This window comes from Bacillus sp. MT94 (assembly GCF_058792475.1).
This window is the reverse complement of sequence record NZ_JBXAEZ010000001.1, coordinates 1060196-1085394: the sequence shown is the minus strand read 5'-3', so window position 1 is coordinate 1085394 and position 25199 is coordinate 1060196. Positions and strand designations below refer to the sequence as shown.

General features: G+C 33.2%; 11 protein-coding genes and 1 pseudogene. 9 read left to right on the top strand and 3 right to left on the bottom strand.

Annotation, left to right across the window (positions count from 1 at the left end):
• The first annotated feature begins 53 nt into the window (after window positions 1-53).
• The 7 genes from AC1Q51_RS05240 (at window position 54) to AC1Q51_RS05210 (ending at window position 18531) form a co-directional block, all read left to right on the top strand.
• Window positions 54-569, top strand: coding sequence for a DinB family protein (locus tag AC1Q51_RS05240; RefSeq protein ID WP_000379380.1), 516 nt, complete (start codon window positions 54-56; stop codon window positions 567-569).
• Window positions 570-1096: 527 nt separating this feature from the next.
• Entirely contained in the window at window positions 1097-3049 is a 1953-nt protein-coding gene (locus AC1Q51_RS05235) for a bifunctional metallophosphatase/5'-nucleotidase (RefSeq protein ID WP_492331412.1), read from the top strand.
• 331 nt (window positions 3050-3380) lie between these two features.
• Complete coding sequence (locus AC1Q51_RS05230; RefSeq protein WP_492331411.1) at window positions 3381-5084, top strand: M4 family metallopeptidase; 1704 nt, start codon at window positions 3381-3383, stop codon at window positions 5082-5084.
• A gap of 480 nt (window positions 5085-5564) precedes the next feature.
• On the top strand, window positions 5565-8123 hold the full coding sequence (pulA, locus tag AC1Q51_RS05225) for a type I pullulanase (RefSeq protein WP_492331410.1): 2559 nt from the start codon (window positions 5565-5567) through the stop codon (window positions 8121-8123).
• Between the two features lie 871 nt (window positions 8124-8994).
• Window positions 8995-9972, top strand: a complete 978-nt coding sequence (locus tag AC1Q51_RS05220; RefSeq protein ID WP_016512704.1) for a SagB/ThcOx family dehydrogenase — start codon at window positions 8995-8997, stop codon at window positions 9970-9972.
• A gap of 32 nt (window positions 9973-10004) precedes the next feature.
• The gene (locus AC1Q51_RS05215; protein WP_492331409.1) at window positions 10005-17021 is read left to right on the top strand and encodes an amino acid adenylation domain-containing protein; all 7017 of its coding nucleotides are present in this window, start codon (window positions 10005-10007) and stop codon (window positions 17019-17021) included.
• 55 nt (window positions 17022-17076) lie between these two features.
• Complete coding sequence (locus AC1Q51_RS05210; RefSeq protein ID WP_000162820.1) at window positions 17077-18531, top strand: aromatic-L-amino-acid decarboxylase; 1455 nt, start codon at window positions 17077-17079, stop codon at window positions 18529-18531.
• 111 nt (window positions 18532-18642) lie between these two features.
• On the opposite strand, the gene AC1Q51_RS05205 is transcribed toward AC1Q51_RS05210, so the two are convergent.
• A complete protein-coding gene (locus tag AC1Q51_RS05205) occupies window positions 18643-19599 on the bottom strand; it encodes an alpha/beta hydrolase (RefSeq protein ID WP_000857937.1) in 957 nt (318 codons plus the stop codon).
• A 659-nt stretch (window positions 19600-20258) separates the two neighbouring features.
• Window positions 20259-21260, bottom strand: a pseudogene (locus AC1Q51_RS05200) (alpha/beta hydrolase).
• A gap of 578 nt (window positions 21261-21838) precedes the next feature.
• Between AC1Q51_RS05200 and AC1Q51_RS05195 the strand changes: the two are divergent.
• Both AC1Q51_RS05195 and AC1Q51_RS05190 read left to right on the top strand, forming a co-directional pair.
• A complete protein-coding gene (locus AC1Q51_RS05195) occupies window positions 21839-23269 on the top strand; it encodes an ABC transporter permease (RefSeq protein ID WP_016512707.1) in 1431 nt (476 codons plus the stop codon).
• An 11-nt stretch (window positions 23270-23280) separates the two neighbouring features.
• Window positions 23281-23958, top strand: coding sequence for an ABC transporter ATP-binding protein (locus tag AC1Q51_RS05190; RefSeq protein ID WP_000447851.1), 678 nt, complete (start codon window positions 23281-23283; stop codon window positions 23956-23958).
• A gap of 679 nt (window positions 23959-24637) precedes the next feature.
• On the opposite strand, the gene AC1Q51_RS05185 is transcribed toward AC1Q51_RS05190, so the two are convergent.
• Window positions 24638-25174: a DinB family protein gene (locus AC1Q51_RS05185; protein WP_016512709.1), complete on the bottom strand. Its 537-nt coding sequence runs from the start codon at window positions 25172-25174 to the stop codon at window positions 24638-24640.
• Window positions 25175-25199: the final 25 nt, after the last annotated feature.

Below are 25199 nucleotides of genomic sequence, written 5' to 3'. Positions count from 1 at the left end.
TATTTTTAGCGTAGAAATTTAAGTATGTAGGTTGCAATGAAAGGAGAATCCGCATGGATACATTTGTAAATGAAAAGTTTTATGAAACGAGAAATCAATTAGTTGAGGAAATTTCTTTGTTGAGTGATGCTCAATTTAATAGGAAACCAGATAAGGATAAATGGAGTATTGCACAAGTTTGTCATCATTTAGTTTTATTAGATGAGAGAGTGATAACAGTTATTTCCTCAGGGTTAAAAAAGTTAGATAGTACCCAAAATGTGCGTAAAGAAATTCATACTATTTTATTAGATAGAACGAAAAAGTTTATAGCTCCAGAAATGATTGAACCAAGTATAGAACCATTTGAAGTGGAGCAAATGCTCAATATGCTAAACGAATCAAGAAAAGAATTGATGCGTTTCCTGAGTACAATAGAAGATGAGTCTGTATTAGCGAAAAAATCAGTGATGCATCCAGCTCTTGGAGAATTGCCCCTTGATCAGTGGATAGAACTGATCTATTTGCATGAACAGCGTCATATGTTACAAATCAAAGAGATAAAATTGCTTTGTGAAATTGAAAAGTAAAAATTATTCCCTAGTTATTGATACGTATTATAAACAAGGAAAATGGTTGATTCATATTGATTCAGAAGAAAACAAAAATAGAATGAAATTAGTTGAAAGTGACCAATAAGCTTAAGAAAATATGAAACTATCCGATTTTCTGTATAAGTGTAACCCCGTCTTAAATGAAGAGCGGGGTTATTTTTTTTGAAAGTGTTTTTATTTAGAAGGAAATAAATCAGCAACGAAATTCAAAAAATTAATCATCATAACATATTGTATATGCCCGTTTTAATAAATTGAAATAATGATAAATGATATGTTCTTATTTTGAAAGTACACTTCACACGCTTAAGGAAGGAGTATTCTGTCAGAAAACGATAAAATACAATTCTGTTAGGGGATGTATGCAATTTATTCTCTTTATTTTTGCAACAGAACCACCTTCAAAATTATCTTTTGTAGTTGAAGTTTCCTGAATAATAAGTTACATTTTTAAAGTTCAAGCAACTTTATGAAAGTACAAAAAGGGGAGAAATATTATTATTATGCAAAAAATGAAATGGAAGAACTATGTATGTTACTTTGTAATTCTATTACTGCTTGGAACGGCAGTAATAGTCAAACCATCTATCTCTAAGGCTGAGGAATCTGAAGTTAATATTACATTGTTAGGTACTGCAGATATTCATGGTAGATTTATGCCTTGGGATTATGCGCTTGATGGAGCAAATATGAGTGGAAGTTTGACGCAGCTTTATACGGTTATAAAGAAGGTCCGTCAAGAAAATCCAAATACCATATTAGTAGATGCCGGGGATACAATTCAAGGAAACTCAGTAGAATTATTCAACGATAAGCCACAATCGCCAATGATGGTAGCGATGAATACAATGGGGTATGATGCCTGGGCATTTGGAAATCATGAATTCAACTTTGGATTAGATACATTGAAAAAAGTTAGTGAGCAATATAAGGGAAAAACGTTAGCAGGAAATATTTACAAGCGAAATGGAGAGCGCTTTCTTCCTGCATATACAATTGTAGAAAAAGATGGAATTAGAGTTGGGATTATTGGTATGAATACACCAATGATTAGTGATTTTGAAAAAGGGACAGATCACTTAGATGGTTTAGTGGTGAAAAATCCGGTAGAAGAGACGAAAAAGGCAATTAAGGAATTAGAAGGTAAAGTAGATGTAATGGTAGGAGTTATGCATATGGGATTAGAAAATGAGAATGGTATCCCTGGTACTGGTGTTCAAGATATTGCAAATGCTTGTCCGGAACTAAGCGCTATTTTTGCGGCTCACATGCATAAACTTGTAAAAAAAGAAGTTATAAATGGCGTAATTATTACAGAGCCAGATAAATATGGAACACATATTTCACGTATTGACCTTACTTTTACAAAGCAAGATGGGAAGTTGGTTTTTAAAGATAAAACTGCTACCGCTATACCTGTAAAAAATGCTGATGGAACAACGATATTATCTGATCCTACACTTGAAGAAACACTAACACCTTTTCACGAATATGCGAGAGGAGATGCAAATGTTGTAGTCGCTCAATTAAAGGGTAGAAATCTTGTTCCTGAAAATGAAATAAAGGGTATTCCAAGTGTTCAGATTCAAGAAACACCTTTATCAGATTTCTTTCATGAAGTCATGCTCTACTACAGTAAAGCAGATGTAGTAGCCCATCAAATTGATAATGATTATGCCCGTTTGGATACAGGTCCTATTAAGAAAAAAGATATTGCGTACAATTACCAATATGCCTTGGGAGAAATTACAGTATATAAGATTTCTGGAAAAGATTTAAAAGACTATATGGAATGGGCAGCAGGATATTTTAACTCATCTCGTGCCGGAGATGTAACCGTTAGCTTTGATAAAACCCGCCGTGCATCTAAATACAGTACGAACGATTTCTTTGGAGGCGTAAAATACGAAATTGACTTAACAAAACCATACGGAAGCAGAATTACAAATTTACGCTCTATTCGTACAAACAAACCAATCAAAATGAGCGATGTTATGACGCTGGGAATGAATGCATATAGAATGGAGGCTCTTCAGGCAAAAGGGGGAGCTTTAGAGGGGCGTAAGTTTGAACAAATTTGGTCATCTAAACAAGAGAATGCATTCGGAGAAACAGGTGGAACCATTCGTAACCTTGCTATTACATATTTAAAAGAAGTAAAGAACGGTGTATACACACCGAAAGTTATGCATAATTGGAAAATTACTGGTGTAGATTTACATTCTTCAGAGCATAAGGCTGTAGTTGATCTTGTGAATAAAGGGATTTTAGAAATTCCAAAAACAGAAGACGGAAAATACACAAATATAGCATCTATAAATACGAAAGATTCAATTACAAAAGAAGAGATTGTAGCACTCTCACAAAAAGCAAATATTAATCCAAATCAGTTTAAGCATATAAAAACAAAAGGTGAATTTTACAAAAAACTTAGTAGGATTACTAAAAAAATATAAATTATAAGGTTTCTTATAGTAATTGTTATTTTAATAGCATTAAACCCACTCTTAATAGTAAAGAGTGGGTTTTTATGTTGTTATTTAGATGTAAGTGCACTTTTATTAGAATGAATATAGATAATTAACCAATTGGATGAGCGCCTAAAAGGACTCTTTTTTATTCAAATTAATGTTCATATGTGTTCCGTTCATTATTTATAATATTGACCACAATTTATGTAATTTTGCATAATGTTACATAAATTGTGTATTTTCTCTTTTTTCCGACAGAAATAGACAGTATACTTTGTACAAGCTTTCTATTTCAAAAATTATACGAGGTGAAATAATGAAAAACACAAAGACATTAACTAAGGTAGCATTAACAACAGGATTAGCTTTAACAGCTGTGGCACCATATGGGGTAGGTCATGCAGAGGAAACAGATCAGTTACAAGTTCAAATTCAGGAGGAATCGTTCCGTTCGGGTGAACTTACACAACCGTCACAAAAGGCACCAGAAAATGTAGTAAAGGATGCACTTAAGGAGAAAACAGAGCAAGCTCTGTCCCAAAAACAAGTCAATGGAGAAGCAGGAGTAGATTATAAAGTCCTTCAAAAACGTGGTTCGTATGATGGAACTACACTTGTACGTATGCAGCAAACATACGAAGGAAAAGAAGTATATGGCCATCAATTAACTGCACATGTAGATAATAATGGTGTTATTAAAAGTGTTTCAGGTGATAGCGCGCAAAATTTAAAACAAGAAGAATTGAAAAAACCTATTAATCTATCAAAAGATGAAGCAAAACAATTTATTTATACGAAGTACGGGAACGATATCAAGTTTATTACTGAGCCAGAAGTTAAAGAGGTTATTTTTGTTGATGAAAATAATGGACAAGCAAAAAATGCATACCAAGTTACCTTTGAAGCTGCAACACCAAACTATGTTTCTGGTACTTATTTAGTAAATGCACAAAATGGTGATATGTTAAAAAATATGGTACAAGAATCTAACTTAAAAGCCAGTGACAAACTAGTTGGAGCTTTAAAGAAAAGTAAACAAAGCAGTCTTACATCATTAACCGGAACAGGAAAAGATGATTTAGGTATTTCTCGTTCATTTGGTATCTCTAAACAAAGTAATGGTAAATATGCTCTTGCTGATTATACAAGAGGGCAAGGAATTGAAACATATGATGTGAATTACAGAGATATTACTAAAGAAGAAAGCTATTATCCTGGTACATTAGCGACTAGTACTTCGGCAACATTTAACGATCCAAAAGCAGTAAGTGCTCATTACTTAGCAACAAAAGTATTTGATTTTTATAAAGATAAATACAAGCGTAATAGCTTTGATAATAAGGGACAAAAGGTAGTTTCAGTTGTACACGCTTGGGATTCTGAAGAGACGAATGATCCGAAAAATTGGCAGAATGCATTAAGTGCTAATAATGGAAGTATGCTTGTATATGGGGATCCTATTGTTAAAGCATATGACGTAGCTGGACATGAATTTACACACGCTGTTACTTCTAGCGAATCTAACCTTGAATATTTCGGGGAATCTGGTGCGATTAATGAGGCGCTATCTGATATTATGGGAACATCTATTGAGAAATACGTAAATAATGGAAAATTTAACTGGACAATGGGAGAACAAACGGGATCTGTTTTCCGTGATATGGAAAACCCAGCTTCTGTTCCATCTTCACTTGGAGTACCTTATCCAGATGATTACAGTGAATTTAACGATTTTAATGGATGGGATCAAGGCGGTGTTCATTTTAATTCAAGTATTATTAATAAAGTTGCGTATCTCATTGCAAAAGGCGGAACTCATAACGGAGTGACTGTTAAAGGAATTGGTGAAGATAAAATGTTTGATATTTTCTATTATGCAAATACTGATGAGTTAAACATGACTTCTAATTTCAAAGAATTGAGATCAGCATGTATTCGAGTGGCAACTAATAAATATGGTGCAAATACAGCTGAAGTTCAAGCAGTTCAAAAGGCATTTGATGCAGCGAAAATTAAGTAATTTAAAAATATAGTTATCATTCATATATTAATACATTATGAAAAGCAGCTAATATCATTTTAAGGATATTAGCTGTTTTTTTACTTAGCAATTTATTTTTGGAAATAAACTGACTAAGCAATAATTAGGTGCGTTATCTGTAAGAAGTTGCGATAAATAAGGTTTAAAGTGTGTAAAAACAGAAAATTAATAATATATTGACCTCTTGATAGAAAGCCTATAAAATGAAAGCGATAACAAACGATTGCTTTAAAATGATTTCCCTGACCTTTTAGCATTTACAAATATATGAGGGCATACACAAATCTATTTTTTTAAGCATTAATGCAAACGTTTTCGTATTAAAAGGTCATTGAAATACATACGTGAAAATAGCCAATATGGAGGTGAATTAAAAGAGATTTCTAGATTAATTTAAGCAGTGTTATTCAGTGTAAGCATAATAAATCGCTAGTAATATTTGAAGAAAGGGTGTATGTGGTGCAAATTACAAAAAGGTTAATTAACAAATCATTCTTATTACTTACCATAATCGTTATGTTATCATCTGTTTTCTCCTTTCAGAGTGTGAAGGCAATTTCAAATTCGAAAACAACTGACATTATCATTCATTACAAAGAGAAGCTTGGAAATACAAAAGACTGGAATCTTTGGTTATGGGGTGAAAATGCAAATGGTACATCTTATGAATTTACTGGTGAAGATGAATTTGGAAAATACGCTAAGATAAAAATAGACGGTGACTATAATCGTGTAGGATTTATAGTTCGAACAAATGAATGGGAAAAAGATGGTGGAGATCGTTGGATTGAAAATATAAAGGACGGTCGTGCTGAAGTATGGATTCTTTCGGGTGATGAAAAAGTATATAACTCTAAGCCTTCTTCAGATCTCTCAATTCAAAAAGCAACTATTGATAGTTTCCATGAAATTACTGTAACGACTAATGTCCCGTTTAATATTAGGGAAAAGAAAATTGAAATTGAAGGCATTAAAATTAAGAATATTAGTCCTTATGATATAAACAGTGGAGATATTACTAATAAGGTTAAAATAATTACGGAAAAGAAAATTGATTTAAAACAAACATACAAAGTTAAAATAGAAAACTTAGCTGATACGAATACTGAAATTGGTAAAGTCATTCGTAGCGAGGAATTTGATAATTTATTTTATTATAGTGGTAACGATTTAGGGAATACATATACCGCGCAACATACAAAGTTCCGTATATGGGCTCCTACTGCAAGTGAAGCGAAGTTAGTTACATATAAAAAATGGAACGATAAAATAGGTACTGAAATAAACATGCAACAAGGTGAAAAGGGAACTTGGACAGCAGAACTAAAAGGGAACCAAAAAGGGCTCTTTTATACGTATAAGGTCAAAATTGGTGATAAGTGGACTGAAGCAGTTGATCCATATGTGCGTGCTGCTTCTGTAAATGGGGATAAAGGTGCAGTCGTTAATTTAGAAGAAACAAATCCGAAAAAATGGAAAGCAAACAAAAAGCCAAAATTTAAAAATCCGGAAGATGCTATTATTTATGAGTTACATGTACGCGATCTTTCCATCCAACCTGAAAGTGGTATTAAACAGAAAGGGAAGTATTTAGGTGTAACAGAAAAAGGAACAAAAGGGCCAGAGGGTGTAAAAACAGGACTTGATCATATAAAGGATCTCGGTGTTACTCACGTTCAGTTTTTACCGATATTTGATTATGTTTCTGTAAATGAAGAGACTTTAAATGAACCGCAATATAACTGGGGATATGATCCTAAAAATTTCAACGTTCCAGAAGGCTCCTATTCTACAAATCCTTATGAGCCGACTGTGCGAATAACTGAATTGAAGCAAATGGTTCAAACACTACATGATAATAATCTTCGAGTAGTGATGGATGTAGTATATAACCATATGTATAACGCTGCTGAATCTAATTTCCATAAGTTAGTTCCAGGTTATTATTATCGTTACAATGAAGATGGAACATTTGCAAATGGAACTGGAGTAGGAAATGATACTGCTTCAGAAAGAAAAATGATGAGGAAATTTATGATAGATTCCGTCACATATTGGGCAAAAGAATACAATTTAGATGGATTCCGTTTTGATTTAATGGGTATTCATGATTATGAAACGATGAATGAAATACGTAAAGCTGTTAATCAAATTGACCCTTCTATTATACTACACGGAGAAGGATGGGATTTAAATACACCTCTTGCAGCTGAGCTGAAAGCAAATCAAAAAAATGCAGAGAAAATGAAAGGGATTGCTCATTTTAACGATAATATACGTGATGGGTTGAAAGGTAGTGTATTTGAGGAAAAGGAAAATGGTTTTATAAATGGAAAGGAAAACATGGAAGATCGTATTAAAAAAGGTATTACGGCAGGTATTGACTACGATACAAATTCGTCTACCTATCAAGATCCGGAACAGGTATTAACTTATGTGGAAGCACATGACAATCATACATTATGGGATAAACTTGAGTTAACTAATTCAGGTGACAGTGAAGAAGTGCGAAAACAAATGCACAAATTGTCTTCTTCAATTTTATTAACATCACAAGGAATTCCATTTTTACATGCAGGGCAAGAGTTTATGCGGACGAAATACGGTGATCATAATAGTTACAAATCTCCAGATTCAATTAACCAGATGGATTGGCTGCGCCGTGCAACGTTTAATAATGAAGTAGATTATATGAAGGGTTTAATAGAATTACGCAAAAAGTACTCAGCTTTTCGAATGACATCTGCAGAGCAAATAAAAACACACGTATCATTTATTGATGCTCCGAAAAATACTGTAGCTTATACAATAGAGGGGAATAAAAATGAATACTTTACAGTGGCTCACAATGCAAATAGAGAAGCTGTTGAAATAACACTTCCATCGAAAGGGCCTTGGAAAGTACTAGTAGACAGCAAGCAGGCGGGAAGTAAACCACTTTATGTTGTCCATGACAATAAAATTAAAGTTCCTGCATTAAGTTCATTTGTCTTAAAAACAGAGAAACCGATTAAATAAAAGCGAAGAATGTGGAAATAAATACTGCATTGAGCAAATTTAATAAGGATTGCAAATGAAAAAAGCGAAGTGAAGATTATTCTCACTTCGTTTTTAAAGTTAATGTAATATAATTTCACATACTGTAATTATATTACAATTTAACAAAAGAAATAAGCAATAGATTATTTCTTTTGTGGCAGTAGGAGAAGAAGATATCTTTGAGTTTATTTATAAAATTATCTGAAATACATTCGTAATTCAGATAATGTTTATTATATATTCGAACATATAACGAACTAGATGTTCGAGTTGTATTAATTCCTACAAATCGTTTAAAAATAACAAAGGCGTAAAAAGTATATGGAATTAAAATAGAGAAAAGACACCATTCAAGGTGTCTTTTCTCTATTTTGAATATGAAATGTAAGTAACTCGATTCTATGTAATAGTATGTGATATTTTCACACTAACTGATTAAGAAAAATTTAAAACTCTTTTCTTAATCTATTTGTAATAAATTACATCATAAAATTTTATCGATATAATAAATAAAACTTTCTCAACATTATTTGATTTAATAACTATATTCAACCGCTCTCCAATCCATTACAATAATTTCACATTGGAAATACATGAATATTCTCAATGTTATAAATGGTTTATACCTTATAGGATTACTATGGGAAAGGATGTGAAATATCCAAAAAAAAATCATTTTTTATGATGAAATAAAAAATTTTAATGAAGAAAAAGTTATTTCATTATTTTCAAGTTTCGTTAAAGTGCATGTATTTATAATCACTATGAGACAAGGAACAGAATTTTAAAAAATTTTTGAAGATTAGAAAATTGCATTTCAAAAATAAGTTAAACGTTTATGGAGGGTTATATGAGCGAGAAAATTTATTACTGGTCTCCGATTAAGCATTGGGAGAAGTTGCATAATGAAGTTTTGATAGGGGAAATGAGATTTACAGGTATTCTGTCTGAGTGGTTTCCTGATCTTTATTTTATGGCTCAAAAAGGTGTGAAAATCAGTGAACTAGTAGAGCGCTTTTCATTAGGAAATGTAGAAGAGACACAAAAAAACATAGAGCTCATGATAAAAAATCGTGTGTTAGTAAGTAACATATTACACCCAAGAGAAGTATTTTCTTCACAAGAAAAGATTTTTTCAAATCCATATAGCAACCAGATTCGCTTTTCTAAAGAAAAGTTAGATAAGTATATGAGTGAACAATTAAATCGCATGCACGTTGCTGCACGGTCGACCGAAATTCAACTTGAAACAACAAATGAGCTACCTACTATAATTAAGGAACGTAGATCTTGTCGTCAATTTGATATGGAAAAACATATTAGTTTTTCGGAATTTTCCCGATTCTTATCAACTCTAAAACAGGTTAGGGAAGAAAAAATATACTATCATTACGCAAGTGCAGGCGGGCTCTATCCCATTGATATCTTTGTTTATGTAAAACCAAAACGTATAGAGGGTATGAAAGCTGGATTTTATTATTATAACCCATCAAAAAATAGTCTTGTGATTGTAAACAGCATTGATCAAGTAATCAAAAGTGATCATGAGTTAATTAATCAGGATTTATTTACTCAATCTGCCTTCTCAGTTTATTTGGTTTATAATGCGAACGCTTCCATCCCGAAATACGGTTCAGATGGATATTTATTTGCTTGTATTGAGTCAGGCATTATCACTGCTACCTTAAATATGGTTGCTGAAACATTAAATTTAGGGGTTTGTTCAGTTGGTCATATGAAATTTGAAGATATTCAGCAATTTTTATGTTTGGATAATCATCAAGTGTTTCTCCATGGGCTTGAAGTTGGCTTAAAAATTAACGAGTAGAAGAAATGAATATTAGGGGGATAAAGATAAAAATGCACATTAAAGATCGAAGTTCAATTCATGAAAATAAAGAAGTAGAAGCGTTTTGGAAGGAGCAATTATCTTCCGAGATTCTCGATTTTTCTGTATTTAAATTTAATAGCGATTACCAACTAAATAAAGAAACACCTTGTGAGTACGTTCAAGTCATAGTAAATGTAGAATTTAGTAAAAGTATACAAAAAATAAGTAAGTCTCAAGATTTATTATTATTTAGCTGGTTTCAAGCCGCTTTAAGGGTTTGTTTGGCACATTATACAGATCAAGAAAGAATTACTATTGGTATTCCTATAATTGAAAAGAATCTTGAACAAAGTGAGAATCTTAATAAGTTGATTCCTTTAGGAAGTGAAATCCATCCGCATCACACCTTTAAACAATTAGTAAATGAGATTGAACAAACGACTTTATTCGGGTATGAAAATCAGGAGTATCCGCTCTCTGAATTATTAGTTAAACACAATTTAACTCCTTTTCAAATTGTAATCGGGATGGAAGGATTACATAATGAAAATTCGCTAGAAGAATACGCAGAGAATAATTTAGCCCTATGGATACGAAGAAAATGGAATGAAATACATAATGAATTTGAATTTCAAATTTCTTGTAAGTCCCGTTCATTTTCTTCTTTGCAACAGTTTGCCAATTCGTATTGTTATGTTTTAAAGCAAGTTTCACAAAATCCGAATTTGGCATTGAAAGATATTTGTATTATTGCAGAAGAAGAAAAAGAGTTGTTAGAAGGATTGAATACTTTTCAAACGGGCATAGACTTGTTTCAATCATTTCAAGATTTGTTTGAAGCGCAAGTATTAAAAACTCCAGATCAAATTGCTGTTGTTTGTAATGATCAATCTTTGACATATAGAGAATTGAATAAGAAAGCGAATCAATTGGCTTCTATTCTTCAAAGTAAAGGTGTTTCAAAAGAAAGTATTATTGGCGTTATGGTAGATCGGTCATTAGAAATGATTATTGGTATGATGGGGATTTTAAAAGCAGGAGCAGCGTATTTACCAATCGACCCTAACTACCCAACTGAACGAATTGAATATATGTTACAAGATAGTCAAGCAAAATATTTACTTAGTAAGCGAACAGAGGAAGTATTGCCGCAATTTGCGGGTGAAGTACTGTATCTTGATAAAGAATATCTTTTCCAAGGTGAAGAAAGTAATTTAGTACGAGAACATAATCCTAATGATTTGGCTTATGTTATTTACACATCAGGATCGACAGGAAATCCAAAAGGGGTAATGATAGAACAAAAATCGCTAGTTCATTTTTTAAATGTAATGAGAGAAAAAGTAAAAGCTAATCAATCATTCTTGTTTCTTGCTAGTGTATCTTTTGATATTTCCTTGTTAGAAATATGTCTTCCTTTAACGCAAGGTTCAAAAGTAGTAATTGCTATAGAGGAACAGTTTGCAACAAAAGAATTGGCTCATTTGGTCAAAAAACATAAGGTGGATTTATGGGAATCAACGCCATCGCGAATGGAAGTGATTTTGAGTGATCCAGAAGGGGCAAATTTTCTAAAAGATTTAAAATCTATTTTATTAGCAGGAGAAGCATTTTCCATTGATTTGGTTGAAAAAATTCGTTGTATCAGTGAAGCAACAATTTTAAATATTTATGGTCCCACAGAAACAACCATTTGCGCAACAGTAAAAGACTTGAGCACTTCCAAAGAAGTTACGATCGGCAAACCAAATCCGAATTATCATTCCTATATATTGAATAAGTATGGCCAATTAAAACCATTTGGAATTCCCGGTGAACTCTGCATTGCTGGAGTAGCGGTAGCACGAGGGTATCTTGGTAAAAGTAAACTGACAGATGAAAAATTTGTACAGAGTCCTTTTGCGGCAGGGGAAATGATGTATCATACAGGTGATCTCGTTCGTTGGTTGCCTAATGGGGAACTTGAGTATTTAGGTCGAATGGATCATCAAGTGAAAATTCGAGGGTATCGGATTGAATTAAGAGAAATCGAAACTCAATTAAGGGAATATCCAGAAATAAACCAGGCTATCGTTGTTGATCAAGTGTATGGAAATAGGAAATTATTAGCTGCCTACTATGTATCGGATAACAAGGTGTCTTTTGGTGAAATCAGAAAATATTTAAGTGATAAATTACCTGAGTTTATGATTCCTGAAAAAATGATTCAGGTAGAAGAGATTCCATTGAATCCAAATGGAAAAGTGGATAGAAAAAGGTTATTGGATATAACCCAAACGGATTATGTATCAATTCCATACGTTGCCCCGCGCAATGAAATTGAACAAAAATTGGTGCGTGCGTGGGAAAAAGTTATGGAGATTGAGGGAATCGGTATTCATGATAATTTTTTTGCATTAAAAGGAGAATCCATTAAAGCACTTCAGGTAATTAATTTATTAAGAAAAGACTGCTTAAAAATAAGTACAACAGATTTTTTTAAGCACCCTACAATCGCTCAACTGAGTTCTTGTGTAAAGTTAGAGCATAAAGAAGAAAACTTTGAAAGTAAACCAACTCATGTTAAAGATTTGTCTAATCCATTCTCCTTAACAGAAGTTCAGACAGCGTATATGTTAGGAAGGAATTCACAGTTTGAATTAAGTGGTATTTCCCCTCAAACATATTTTGAATATGAAACAGCATTGGATATCAATCGTCTTTCAAAAAGTTTTCAAAAGGTGATCCATCGTCATCCAATGTTGCGAGCTGTAATTTTACCAGAGGGAAAACAGCAAATATTACAAAGCGTTCCTGATTACGAGATTGAAATAGAGAGTCTCATAGATTTAGATGATAGGAATCAACATGCTCGCTTACAAGAAGAGCGGTCTCGAATGACTAACCATGTATTCCCTTTGGGGCAATGGCCTTTGTTTGAATTGAAAGCTTTTCTTTTAAAAGAAGACACGTATTTATTATGTTTTCGATACGATGCTTTGTTAATGGACGGAGCAAGCATGAACATTGTTGGACAGGATTTGTTGCATTATTATTATAAACCAAATCAAAAATTAGAATCTTTATCTTTTGATTTTCAAGATTATATGTTTATCTATGATGAAATGGAACAAAGCGAAGAATATAAAACAGCAAAAGATTATTGGACAAGTAAGCTTCCTGACTTTCCGTTTGCACCTTCTTTGCTGTTAAAAAAGGATCCAGCAGAGATTGCTACTCCTAAATTCCAATCACTTACAAAAATCCTGGATAATAAAAAATGGACAAAGCTACGAAAGTTAGCACAAGAGAAAGAGGTAACGCCTTCCGCTCTACTTTGTACAATATATGGTGATGTGTTGGCATATTGGAGTAATCAACGTCGATTAGCAATTAACTTGACTGTATTTAACCGTTATCCTGTACATGATGAAGTAGAACAGATTGTTGGAGATTTCACATCACTTATTTTATTGGATGTTGATGTAAAACCAGAGCAAACTTTCTTTACTAGAGTAAAAGAAACGCAAGCTACTTTATTAGATGGCCTTGAACATCGTCATTACGATGGAGTTAACTTTATTCGAGATTTTACTCGATATCATCAAATGACGCCAAAAGCAGTTATGCCAATCGTTTTCACCTCGATGTTAGCAGGTGCAGGTGCTTTCTCTTGGGAACAACTTGGTTCTCTTCGCTATATTCATGCTCGGACTCCACAAGTGTATTTGGATAATGTAGTAATTGAAAAAAATGGAGAGTTACTAATTAGCTGGAACTATGTTGAAGAGTTGTTTGATGTTGATGTAATAGAAGCAATGTTTTCCCAATTTGTTGACTTATTGGAACAATTGGTGAAACAAAGCGATATAACATCTTTGCAGATGAAAGAATCGGATCAAATTTTAATTAAGCAATACAATGAAACAACAGAAAAAATACCTTCAACTACTCTGTATCAATTATTTACAGACCAAGTAAAACGTACACCGGATGAAGTAGCAGTGGTATTTGAACAAGAATGGTTAACATACACGGAACTTCATAAACGCTCCAATCAAATTGCCCACTTCTTAAAAGAGCAAGGCATTGGTCTAGGTGACAAAGTGGGTCTTTTAGCAAAAAGGCGAGTTGACACAATTGTTAATATGTTAGGTATTTTAAAATCAGGTGCCGCTTATGTTCCGATTGATCCCGATCATCCTTTAGATCGCCAAACATATATTTTAAAAAATAGCTCATGCAAGCTTTTATTAGAACCTAGTCTTTATGAAGAAAATCATTTGTCATTTTATACAACAGAAGATATGCCCGCTATTGCTGGTCCAGAAGATATTGCCTATATTATATACACTTCAGGAAGTACAGGAAAACCAAAAGGAGTAATTATTACTCACCAAGCGGTTACAAATACTATTCAAGACATAAATCAAAAATATGAGGTGAATGAAGATGATCGTATTATTGGTATCTCTTCCATGTGTTTTGACCTATCTGTATACGATATTTTCGGAGCTTTAAGCACAGGTGCAATGTTAGTAATGATTCGTGATCCGAGAGACATGCAAGAATTAATCCGCACTGTCGAACGTAGAGGGATTACAATTTGGAATACAGTGCCTGCAATCATGGATTTGGCATTGGATCAAGTAGGTTCTCATTTTGAATATCCTTCTTTACGTTTAGTTTTACATAGTGGAGATTGGATTCCGCTTTCTTTACCAGAAAAAATAAAAAGACATTTTCCGATTGCAGAAGTAGTTTCACTAGGAGGGGCAACAGAAGCATCGATTTGGTCAATTTATTATCCGGTCAAACAGGTGGAATCACATTGGAATAGTATTCCATACGGGATGCCCTTGGCAAACCAAACGTATTATGTGTTGAACTATGAAAAGAAAATGTGCCCTGTTGGTGTAATTGGAGATTTATATATCGGGGGAGTGGGCCTTGCTAAAGGATATTTAAATGATGAAAAGAAAACAAATGAAGCGTTTGTTTCACATCCTGATTTTGGTCTTATATATAAAACAGGAGATTGTGGAAAAATGCATTCTGAGGGATATATTGAATTTTTAGGCCGCCAAGATTACCAAGTGAAAATTCAAGGATATCGAGTAGAGTTAGAAGAAATCTCTCATTGTCTTCTAACTTATAAACAAGTCGAACATGCTGTCGTAATTGATCAAACAGATGAGAACGGAATGAAATTTTTAGTTGCATATGTGGTAACTGAGCAAAATATTAGTACAACAGAACTACGAAAGCATTTGCGAGATCACTTGCCAAATTATATGATTCCTTCTTATTTTGTTTATTTGGACCAATTACCCCTGACTCCAAACGGGAAATTAGATAGAAAAGCGCTCCCTACTCCGGAGAAACAAAAAAATGAAGTATTTATTGCCCCAAAAACTGAAATGGAAAAAATATTAACTAGTATTTGGCAAGAAGTACTCAAAATAGATCAAGTTGGAGTAAATGATCATTTCTTCGCCTTAGGTGGAGATTCAATAAAAGCGATTCAAGTGTCCGTCAGACTGTATCGACAAGGATTCGAGCTTGAACCAAAAAATATATTTTCATTTCCTATATTAAGGGACATGGTTCAATTTGTTAAAAAGCTAGACCAGTTTTCAAGTTCACAAACAAATGATGTAAACATAATGAACGATAATAAAGCTACATTACTAAATGTTAAAGATAAACAACTTAATCAACATACACTTAACAAAATACAAGAAAAAATGCCGGATATAAAAATAGAACGTATTTACCCGTTAGCACCTTTCCAGGAAGTTATTTATGAGCATGCTACGAATGAACCTGATACAAATGCATATTTTGAACAAACAATTTGGGCACTTAAGGGGGAGCTGGATATTAAACTCTTTATTCAGTGTTTCCAACAATTAGTTGATCGTCATGATTCTTTAAGAACAATAATTGTGCAAGATGAACAAGCAAAACCTTGGCAAGCTGTTCTATATGATGTTCAAATAAATTCAGAAATAAAAAACTTGATTGAGATGACGAAACAAGAACAGCAAGAATTCCTAGATCAGTGGATGAATGAAAATTTAAGTCAAGGATTTAAAAATGGTGAACTTATGACCCGTCTCTGTATATTCCAACTAGGTAATAACGAGTATAAGGTAATTTGGAGTTCCCATCATCTATTATGTGATGGTTGGAGCGTCAGCATTTTGATAGACGAATTATTCCAGCTCTACGAAACTACAAATGCGGGAACTACGGCGGAGTTACCTATGGTAAAACCTTTTGAAACATTTATAGATTGGACTTTGGCACAAGATCATGAGAAAGCACGTCATTTTTGGCGAGATTATTTATCAGGATACAATCAGAAAATTAGTATTCCTAAAAAGAAAGTCCCATCTAAAAGTGAAGGGTTAAACTTCACTTTTATGGATTTAACATTAGACAAGGATTTGACTGATCAGTTACAGACATTTGTAACTAAAAATAATATAACTATGAATACGGCATTACTAGCTGTATGGGGAATATTGCTTGGCAAATTTAACGGAACGAGAGAAGTAGTATTGCCTAATCTAGTATCAGTCAGACCTCCCGAAGTAGAAGCAATTGAAAATATGTTCGGTCTGTTCACAAATATTTTGCCTATCCGATTAGCATGGACAGAAACGCAATCTTTTGTGGATTTTCTGCAAAAGGTACAACTAGAGACATTGAAATGTAATGAGTATGCATACTATTCATTTGTTGATATACAAAAGCAAAGTGAATTAAAAACTGAGTTGACTGACCATCTTTGGGTTTTTGAAAACTATCCAACTAATCCAGCAATCTTTTCTTCAAATGAAAACAGACATTTTGCTATCACGGATTACGAAGTTGTTGATGAGCCACATGTAAAGTATGGAATTATGTGCTTCCCTGAAGAAAGACTTACAATAAAGTTTGGATATGATCAAACGGTATATGAAGCAGAGAAAATACAGGGAATATTAAATCAGATCCATGGGTTAATCAACACGATTCTTCAAAATCCAATACAAACAATTTGTGATTACAAATTATAAAAAATGAAAAGGCGAGCAAGAACTCGCCTTTTTAAATAGAATAGGAGTAAATCAAATGACAAAAAAATTACAGTTATCAGCCGAAGAGATGCGTCAGTTAGGATATCAAGCGGTTGACTTGATTGTTGATCATATGAATCATTTAAAAAGTAAACCAGTTTCAGAAACGATTGATAGTAATATTTTTAGAGACAAGCTAATTGAAACGATTCCGGAAAACGGATCTAATCCAAAGGAATTACTTCATTTTCTTAATAACAATGTGTTTAATCAAATTACTCATGTGGATCATCCTCATTTTATGGCTTTTGTGCCAGGTCCTAATAATTATGTTGGTGTATTAGCAGATTTTTTAGCAAGTGGGTTTAATGTATTTCCTACAGCTTGGATAGTAGGTGCAGGTGCCGAACAAATTGAATTAACGACAATTAACTGGTTAAAATCAATGCTAGGATTCCCTGATTCAGCTGAAGGACTATTTGTCAGTGGTGGTTCCATGGCTAATTTGACTGCACTTACTGTAGCGAGACAGGTCAAGCTGAATAATGACATAGAAAATGCGATTGTTTATTTTTCTAACCAAACTCATTTTTCTGTAGATCGAGCACTTAAAGTATTAGGTTTTAAACAGCATCAAATTTGCCGAATTGAGACAGATGAAGACTTAAAAATTTCAGTTAGTACTTTAAGAAAACAAATAAAAGAAGATCGATTAAAAGGGAAAAAACCATTCTGTGTTATTGCTAATGCAGGGACAACGAATTGCGGAGCGGTGGACTCCCTCGATGAATTGGCTGATGTATGTGGTGATGAAGATATATGGCTACACGTGGATGGGGCTTATGGGGCTGCAGCAATTCTCAGTGAAAAAGGAAGGGAGTTATTAAGTGGAATTCATCGTGCCGATTCTTTAACGTTAGACCCGCATAAATGGCTTTTTCAGCCTTATGATGTTGGTTGTGTACTTATTCGAAATAGCCAATATTTAAGTGAAACATTCCGTATGATCCCAGAGTATATTAAGGATACAGAAACTAATATAGAAGAAAAAGTGAATTTTGGGGAGCGTGGAATTGAACTTTCTCGTAGATTTAGAGCATTAAAGGTATGGCTTTCTTTTAAAGCATTCGGAGTTACAGCTTTTCGTGAGGCAATTGATCATGGCATTATGCTAGCTGAACAAGTTGAAGAGTTTTTAAGGAAAGAAAAAGATTGGGAAGTAGTAACACCTGCCCAATTAGGAATTGTTACTTTTCGTTATATTCCATGTGAGCTAACATCTACAGATACAATTCATGAAATAAACAAAAAATTGGTGGAAGAAATTAATCAAAGAGGATTTGCTATGCTAAGTACGACTAAATTAAAAGAAAAAGTAGTAATTCGACTTTGCTCTATCAACCCAAGAACCACAAAAGAAGAAATACTTCAAATCATGATGAACATAAAAGCGTTAGCAGAGGAAATAAACACATCGCCTAAACATCTTATATCTGTTTCTCAACCTTAATATATTAGGCGGATTTTACATATTAATAGCCGATTCTTATTTAGAATCGGCTATTATATTTAAATGATAAATACATATATACTATTTATAAGTGTTTCTCTTGTAATGGGATTAAGCCTCAACCTTGGATACTCGTTTGAAACCAGTCTTTATTGCTTGTACTATTTCGTTCACAGCATAAATAGATACATCGGCATTTGGATTTAACCCTTCAAACCAGTGATAGGCATTTGGATATAAATGAAACTCCACATCAACACCAGCTTGTGCTAGTTTGCTTACATAGGTTAATGTTTCGCTGCGGAATGGATCTAATTGACCAACAAATGTGTAAGTATACGGTAAGTCACTATAATCCTCAGCTCGAGAAGGTGCTGCATAGGCAGGGATTTGATCTGTTCCATACATTTCTCCTAAATACATTTTCCAGCCAGCTTCATTTGCCTTTTGGTTCCAAACAAATCCCTCTTTAATTTCATTTGCTGAAGGTGTATCATTTCTGTCATCAATCATTGGATATAGTGGCATTTGTAAACAAATTGAAGGATATTTTCGATCTCGGGCTAATAATGATAATGCTGCTGTTAGTCCACCGCCAGCGCTTACTCCTGCAACCCCAATTCGATTCGAATCAATGTTTAATGACTTTGCATTATCAGCAATCCATTTTAAAGCTGAATAACAATCCTCAATTGGTGCTGGGTAAGGGTGTTCAGGTGCTAAGCGGTAGTCTACAGACACGACCACACAGCTAGCTTCTTTTGCAAACCTCATACAAGTATCATCGTTATCATCTATCGACCCTAAGATATAACCTCCACCATGTATCCATAATAAGACAGGTAAAGATTCATGATTTGATTTTGGACGATAAATTCGTAATGGTAACAGATTATCATCAGGCCCAACAATGACTTTATCTGTTAAAGAAAGAGAGTCATCAACAACGGTAGGTGGTCTCATTTGAGCTATTCCTTCTCTGATTGATTGCAAATTTTCTGGGCGTAAATCGAGATCCGGAAACATCTCTAACCCTTGTAATAATTCTGGATTTACTCTAGTTTTCATTTTAGCACCTCTATTTGTAATTGTTTTCAAATAAATGAAGTGTATTCTAAGTAGTTTAATTGTGAAAGAACACCACAATTAAATTGTAAATTGGATATGTTATAACGGTCAACAGAATATTCGGAAATTAAAACCTTTCTCAAGAAGGAGTTTCATGCAATTAATAATACAAGTAGCGGATTTAAGAGCAAAGTGGTTTAATGTCGTTGTAATTATGTACATTAGAAAAATTTCTTTTTGAGTCTAGAAAAGGATTAGATTCTTTTCTAGACTCATGAAGAATTATGAAAAGCAAAATTTTATAGATAGTTATTTTAAAAATAAACAAAAAGAGAAGAACTAACCAATGTTCTTCTCTCTTTTTCATATGTAATTAGGGTATCCATAAATGTAAATACGGATGGTATAGATTAATGGATGAATAATTTATTTTTAAATTAATAACGTAATAAATAAAGATTTTTGTATGTAATATTGCATATACAGGGACCACTGGTGAAAATGCTGAGCAATGTTTTTCCACATGGTAAATTAGTTCCTTAGTTATTTATTTTATTTCATTTTCAATCGTGTAAGGCTTGGGGCTAAGATTTACAAAGGTGACTAGTAAAAAATATAACAATATAAGTATAAGATTTTGTACTTAGTAATCTCACAATTTAAGACCTGTCATTGGATAAGTGCAGGGCGTTCAATCGATTTTGAATAAAATTGATAGTATCAGTTGCAATTTTTTTACGTTTAAGAACTATCCCGGCATGCCCACATGTATAAATATATCGTGTAGGCCTTTCCCAAGCTTCCCACAAGTAGTCTGTATCCTCAGAATGCACATATAGATCGTGCTTACCTGAAATTAATAAAATATTTTCTTTTTGTACTTTTGGTAATGCTTGACTCGGTTCAGTGATTTTCCAATAATCTATTAAATCATCATACGTAACACCATGATGTTCCAAGTCTTCTCTAATAAACTTACCTGGAGTTGTATTCCAAATTGAATAAGAGAGTCGATTTGCATAGAAAATGGATGCTAACACATCAATTTCTTCTTCAACAAGAGAGGTTAAGTTAGTAATAAATCCACCTAAACTAATTCCTATTAGAATGAGGGGACCATTTTTATTTGCTTTAATCCATTTAATCAAAGCTCGTAAATCAGCTACCGCTTGTCTAGTTGCTTGTACTGTTCGTTCAATATTTGCACTTACCATATACTCTCCACTGAATAAGGATTGATCGGGTTTTCTTTCAAAATGATAGGGTAGAGTGAAATAATACATATTCCACTTCAGGCTGGTCATATGATCGTGGAATATTTTTTTCACACGTTCGTTAGAATCCATTCTCCAACCGTGAACAAAGATAACATGAGGTGCATTTTCATTTTCATGTAAGAATAATTCCCCAGTTACAGAGTCGTTGCGTGAATCACCGGATTGAACCGAACTTTTATAGTTGAATTACCCAACCATGTATTCATTTTCCTGCTTTGAATGCTTAATGTCAAAATGAATATAGGATGGTTTTACTTTATAAAAAGATTCTATGTCCTTTATATTTAATGAAGTGTTAGATAGGGAAGTATACTGAAACGCTACACTTCTTTTTTTGTGTAAATCATATAAGGCGTACCGATCAATGAGTTTTGAAAAAATCAAATTAACCTCCTCCAAAATACATATTGTTTAAAACATGGACAAAATTTATGGTGTAAATTAATTATAAAATATTCTCTTTTCCTAATAGTAGGTGATAAATTTGTATATCATATTATAAAGCTTGCAATAAAATAAAACTATAAATAAATTATACTAAAATCTAAAAAGCAAGTTAATATTCTTATTCATATAAGAGAATATTAACTTGCTTATTTTCATATTAAAAGATGCACCTTTTAAAGCGACGTGATTTGTATGAGATACAGTAACTATATTAAAATCCCTATATAGATAAACAAATAGGTTTCTCTATATTTATTGTATAGAAATTATACAGTAAATATTTTTTGTGCTACATACATTAAATTAATCTTAACTTTTATATAAATTTATTAAACGGAATAACTCCTTACCAATATTCAAAAACGGCTGCGTTTTTGAATTTGTGTTCTAGCTTTTCTGAAACAGGTAAATAACTACACATAAACTCCTTATATCTCTAGTTAAACTACCGATTAGCTCCATATAAACTCTAGATAACCTATATAGAATACAAGATATCAAGGAGGTAAGAAAAAATGAATTTTATGAAACGAGCAATTCTCAGTATGAAAAAAAGGATAGGAACATCATTAATTTTGATGGCAGTTTTTCTGATTGTTACAAATTTGGTTCTTTCAGGTTTCACAATCCAAAATGCGTCAAAAAAAGCAGCGGATGCTGCGAGAAAAAAACTTGGTGCAGATGTTACTTTAGGTCTTGATTTCGACAAGTTAGGTCAAAAAGCTAAGGAAACTGGAGAAATGCCAAATCCACCGCAGCTCGATACAAAAGAAACAGATCAATTAGCGAAATCCAAGTATGTAAAAGACTATAATTACATAGCTAACACTTTTGGTATTTCTGATGGACTTAAACTAGTAGGAGCTTCAGAAGGAGAAGAAGAAGGAAAAGGTAAAGCCGGAATGGCGGCTGTGCGAGGCGGTTCAAGCTCTGGTACAGAAATAGATATGAATGCTTCTTTTATGATTGAGGGAGTTCGCAAGACTGCATTACAAGAAAGCTTTAAAAACGGAAAAAGTAAAATCATTGATGGAAAACCAATTACAGAGCAAATGAAGGATCAGAATGTAGCTTTAATGGAAAAACGATTAGCGGAATTAAACAATTTGAAAGTAGGAGACAAAGTTAAAGTGCAATCAGGGGATAAGAAGGAAACCCTTGAGGTTGAAATTATCGGTATTTACGAAACAAATGAGCAAGCAATGGGTCAACAGGCTCCTCCTATTATGGATCCAGCTAATAAACTATATATGCCGCATTCAACTATGAAAAAATTAGAAGTAGACCAAGGTATAAGTAGTGTTCAAGTCGTGTATTTCTTGAATGATCCACAATATATTGATGCATTTAAAAAAGAAGCAAAAAAATCTAATATTGATTTTAATTATTATAAATTAGATGCGCATGATTCATTGTACAAGCAAATGATTGGTCCTATCGAAAATATCTCTTCGACTTCTCAAATGATCATTTATATTGTATCGATTGCAGGTGCGATCATTTTAGGATTAATTATTATGCTATCAATTAAAGGGCGTCGTAAAGAAATGGGAATTCTATTGTCTATTGGAGAGAAAAAGTGGAAACTGATGGCGCAATTCGTAGTAGAAGTAGTGTGTGTCGCTATTTTAGCATTTGGATTATCCATAACAACAGGAGCTAAAGTTTCTCAATATATCGGGGATAATTTACTTTCGAATGAAATTGCTACTGCAAGCGAAGAAACAGATACCTCGCAACATGGTACTGTAATGATGGCTGGACCCGGTGGTACTCTACAAAATCAAAAAGAAGATCCAATTGATAAAATTGATGTAAGTGTAACAGGAGAAGATGTAGGAAAAATGGGTGGAATTGGACTAGCTATTGCTATAATAGCAACGCTTCTTCCAGCATTATCTATTCTACGTTTAAACCCAAAACAAATTCTTTTAAAAGATGAATGAGGAGGCTCGATATGGAGACGATTTTACAGTTTAAAAATTTGGATTATTATTATGAAAGTAACGGAAAAAATGTAGCGATACTAGATAATGTTAACTTTTCTTTTCAAAAAGGACATTTCTACACGATTTTAGGACCATCTGGATCTGGTAAAACTACAACTCTAAGTTTAGGTTGTGGACTAGATGTCCCTAAAAATGGTTATGTACTGTATAATGGCAAAGATATTAGAAAAATTGGTTTGGATCGATACCGTAATCAAAATGTATCTGTAATTTTCCAATCTTATAACTTAATTACCTATATGACCGCTCTTCAAAACGTCTTAACAGCAATGGAAATTACAGGTGTTAAAGTGCAAAATAAAACAGCAAGAGCATTAGAATTATTAGAGAGGGTAGGACTCTCAGAAGCTGAAGCGAAACGAAACGTCCTGCAACTAAGTGGCGGGCAACAACAGCGTGTAGCAATCGCTCGAGCACTATCTTGTAATGTTGATTTACTAATTGCAGATGAGCCGACAGGAAATCTCGACGAGGAAACCGCAATGGATATAATAGAACTGTTTCAAGAACTTGCACATAAAGAGAATAAATGCATTATTGTTGTGACTCACTCACAGGAGGTTGCTAAAAAATCAGATCGTGCAGTGTATTTAAGTAAGAAGAAGTTGGTCATAAATGAAATCTAATATAAATATCGTAGTTATTTAATTCACATAATTTTCAAAAACTAGATCTTTCAAAAGCTTATATTTGATTTAAAATGAAATCAAGCCATAATCAAAATGGTCTCCCTGTACTGAATGTTAAAATAGTTTGTTGTTCCCGTTTTAATAATATTTGAAAAAGAACTTGTAGAATATCCTACAAGTTCTTTTTATTATAATTGGTTACCGATATCATGGGATAATTACACATGAAAAACGAGACAATACCTAGATATATAATCTAAATGCTGTCCCGTTTACCTGTGTATCTGTATAGTTATTGCAGAATTAAACCTACAATCATAATTAAACTAAATACTATCATCCAACCAAACGCGCAATAGCCAAAAATTCTAATCCATTTAGGTAATTGATTCATGTTAATTTTATTTGAGGGAACTCCTTGCATAGAAAACATCATTTTTTGATCTCTATCTCTATTATTTTGTTATTCATACATACTATCATCACCTTTCCAGAACTATTGTGTTTATAGTATATCAGCCTAAAGAAAATTATGTACAGCATAAGAGGGGATAGCATATATATTATGTGGTGGACTTTATAAATAAATGCATTTAATTGCCATAGTTCTAAGCACTAATCCGTTATAAATACTGAAAAAGAGCACTACATAAATAGGACTCATTTTCTTCAAATGTTAAGTTGCTGGATATAAATCAGAACCAAGGTAACGTTCTTTTATAATTTGAAGATGATGAAGCTCATGACCAGCAATGATGTATGCTAATGCACGAACTGTAACTTCAGAATTATTCGCATTTCCTCTTTGTGACCAAGCTTCTTTATCTAAGCTTCTAAGTAAATACAGGGTAGATTGGCGAACAACTATTAAATTCTCAAGAAGATCTTGCATAGATTGCTTATCAAAAGCAGCTCTAAGAACATACATATCATCATTATAGCCTGGAAGTTCTGCTGTCTCGCCTCGAGCGATAGATAGCAATCGATACGCCATAATCCGTTCTGTATCTGCTATATGACCGATTACTTCTTTTATACTCCATTTAGTAGGAGCATACCGGAAAAGTCCCTCACTATTAGAAATTCCCTTTAATAAAAGATTCGTTTCCTTCATTTGTTGTTCTAGAATATGTATGATATTTCCGTCTGATACTAAGTTGGTATACGTTGCATAATAGGAGTTATATTCACTTACCTTTGGTCTTATTTGCATACGAATCATCCTTTATCTTTAATCT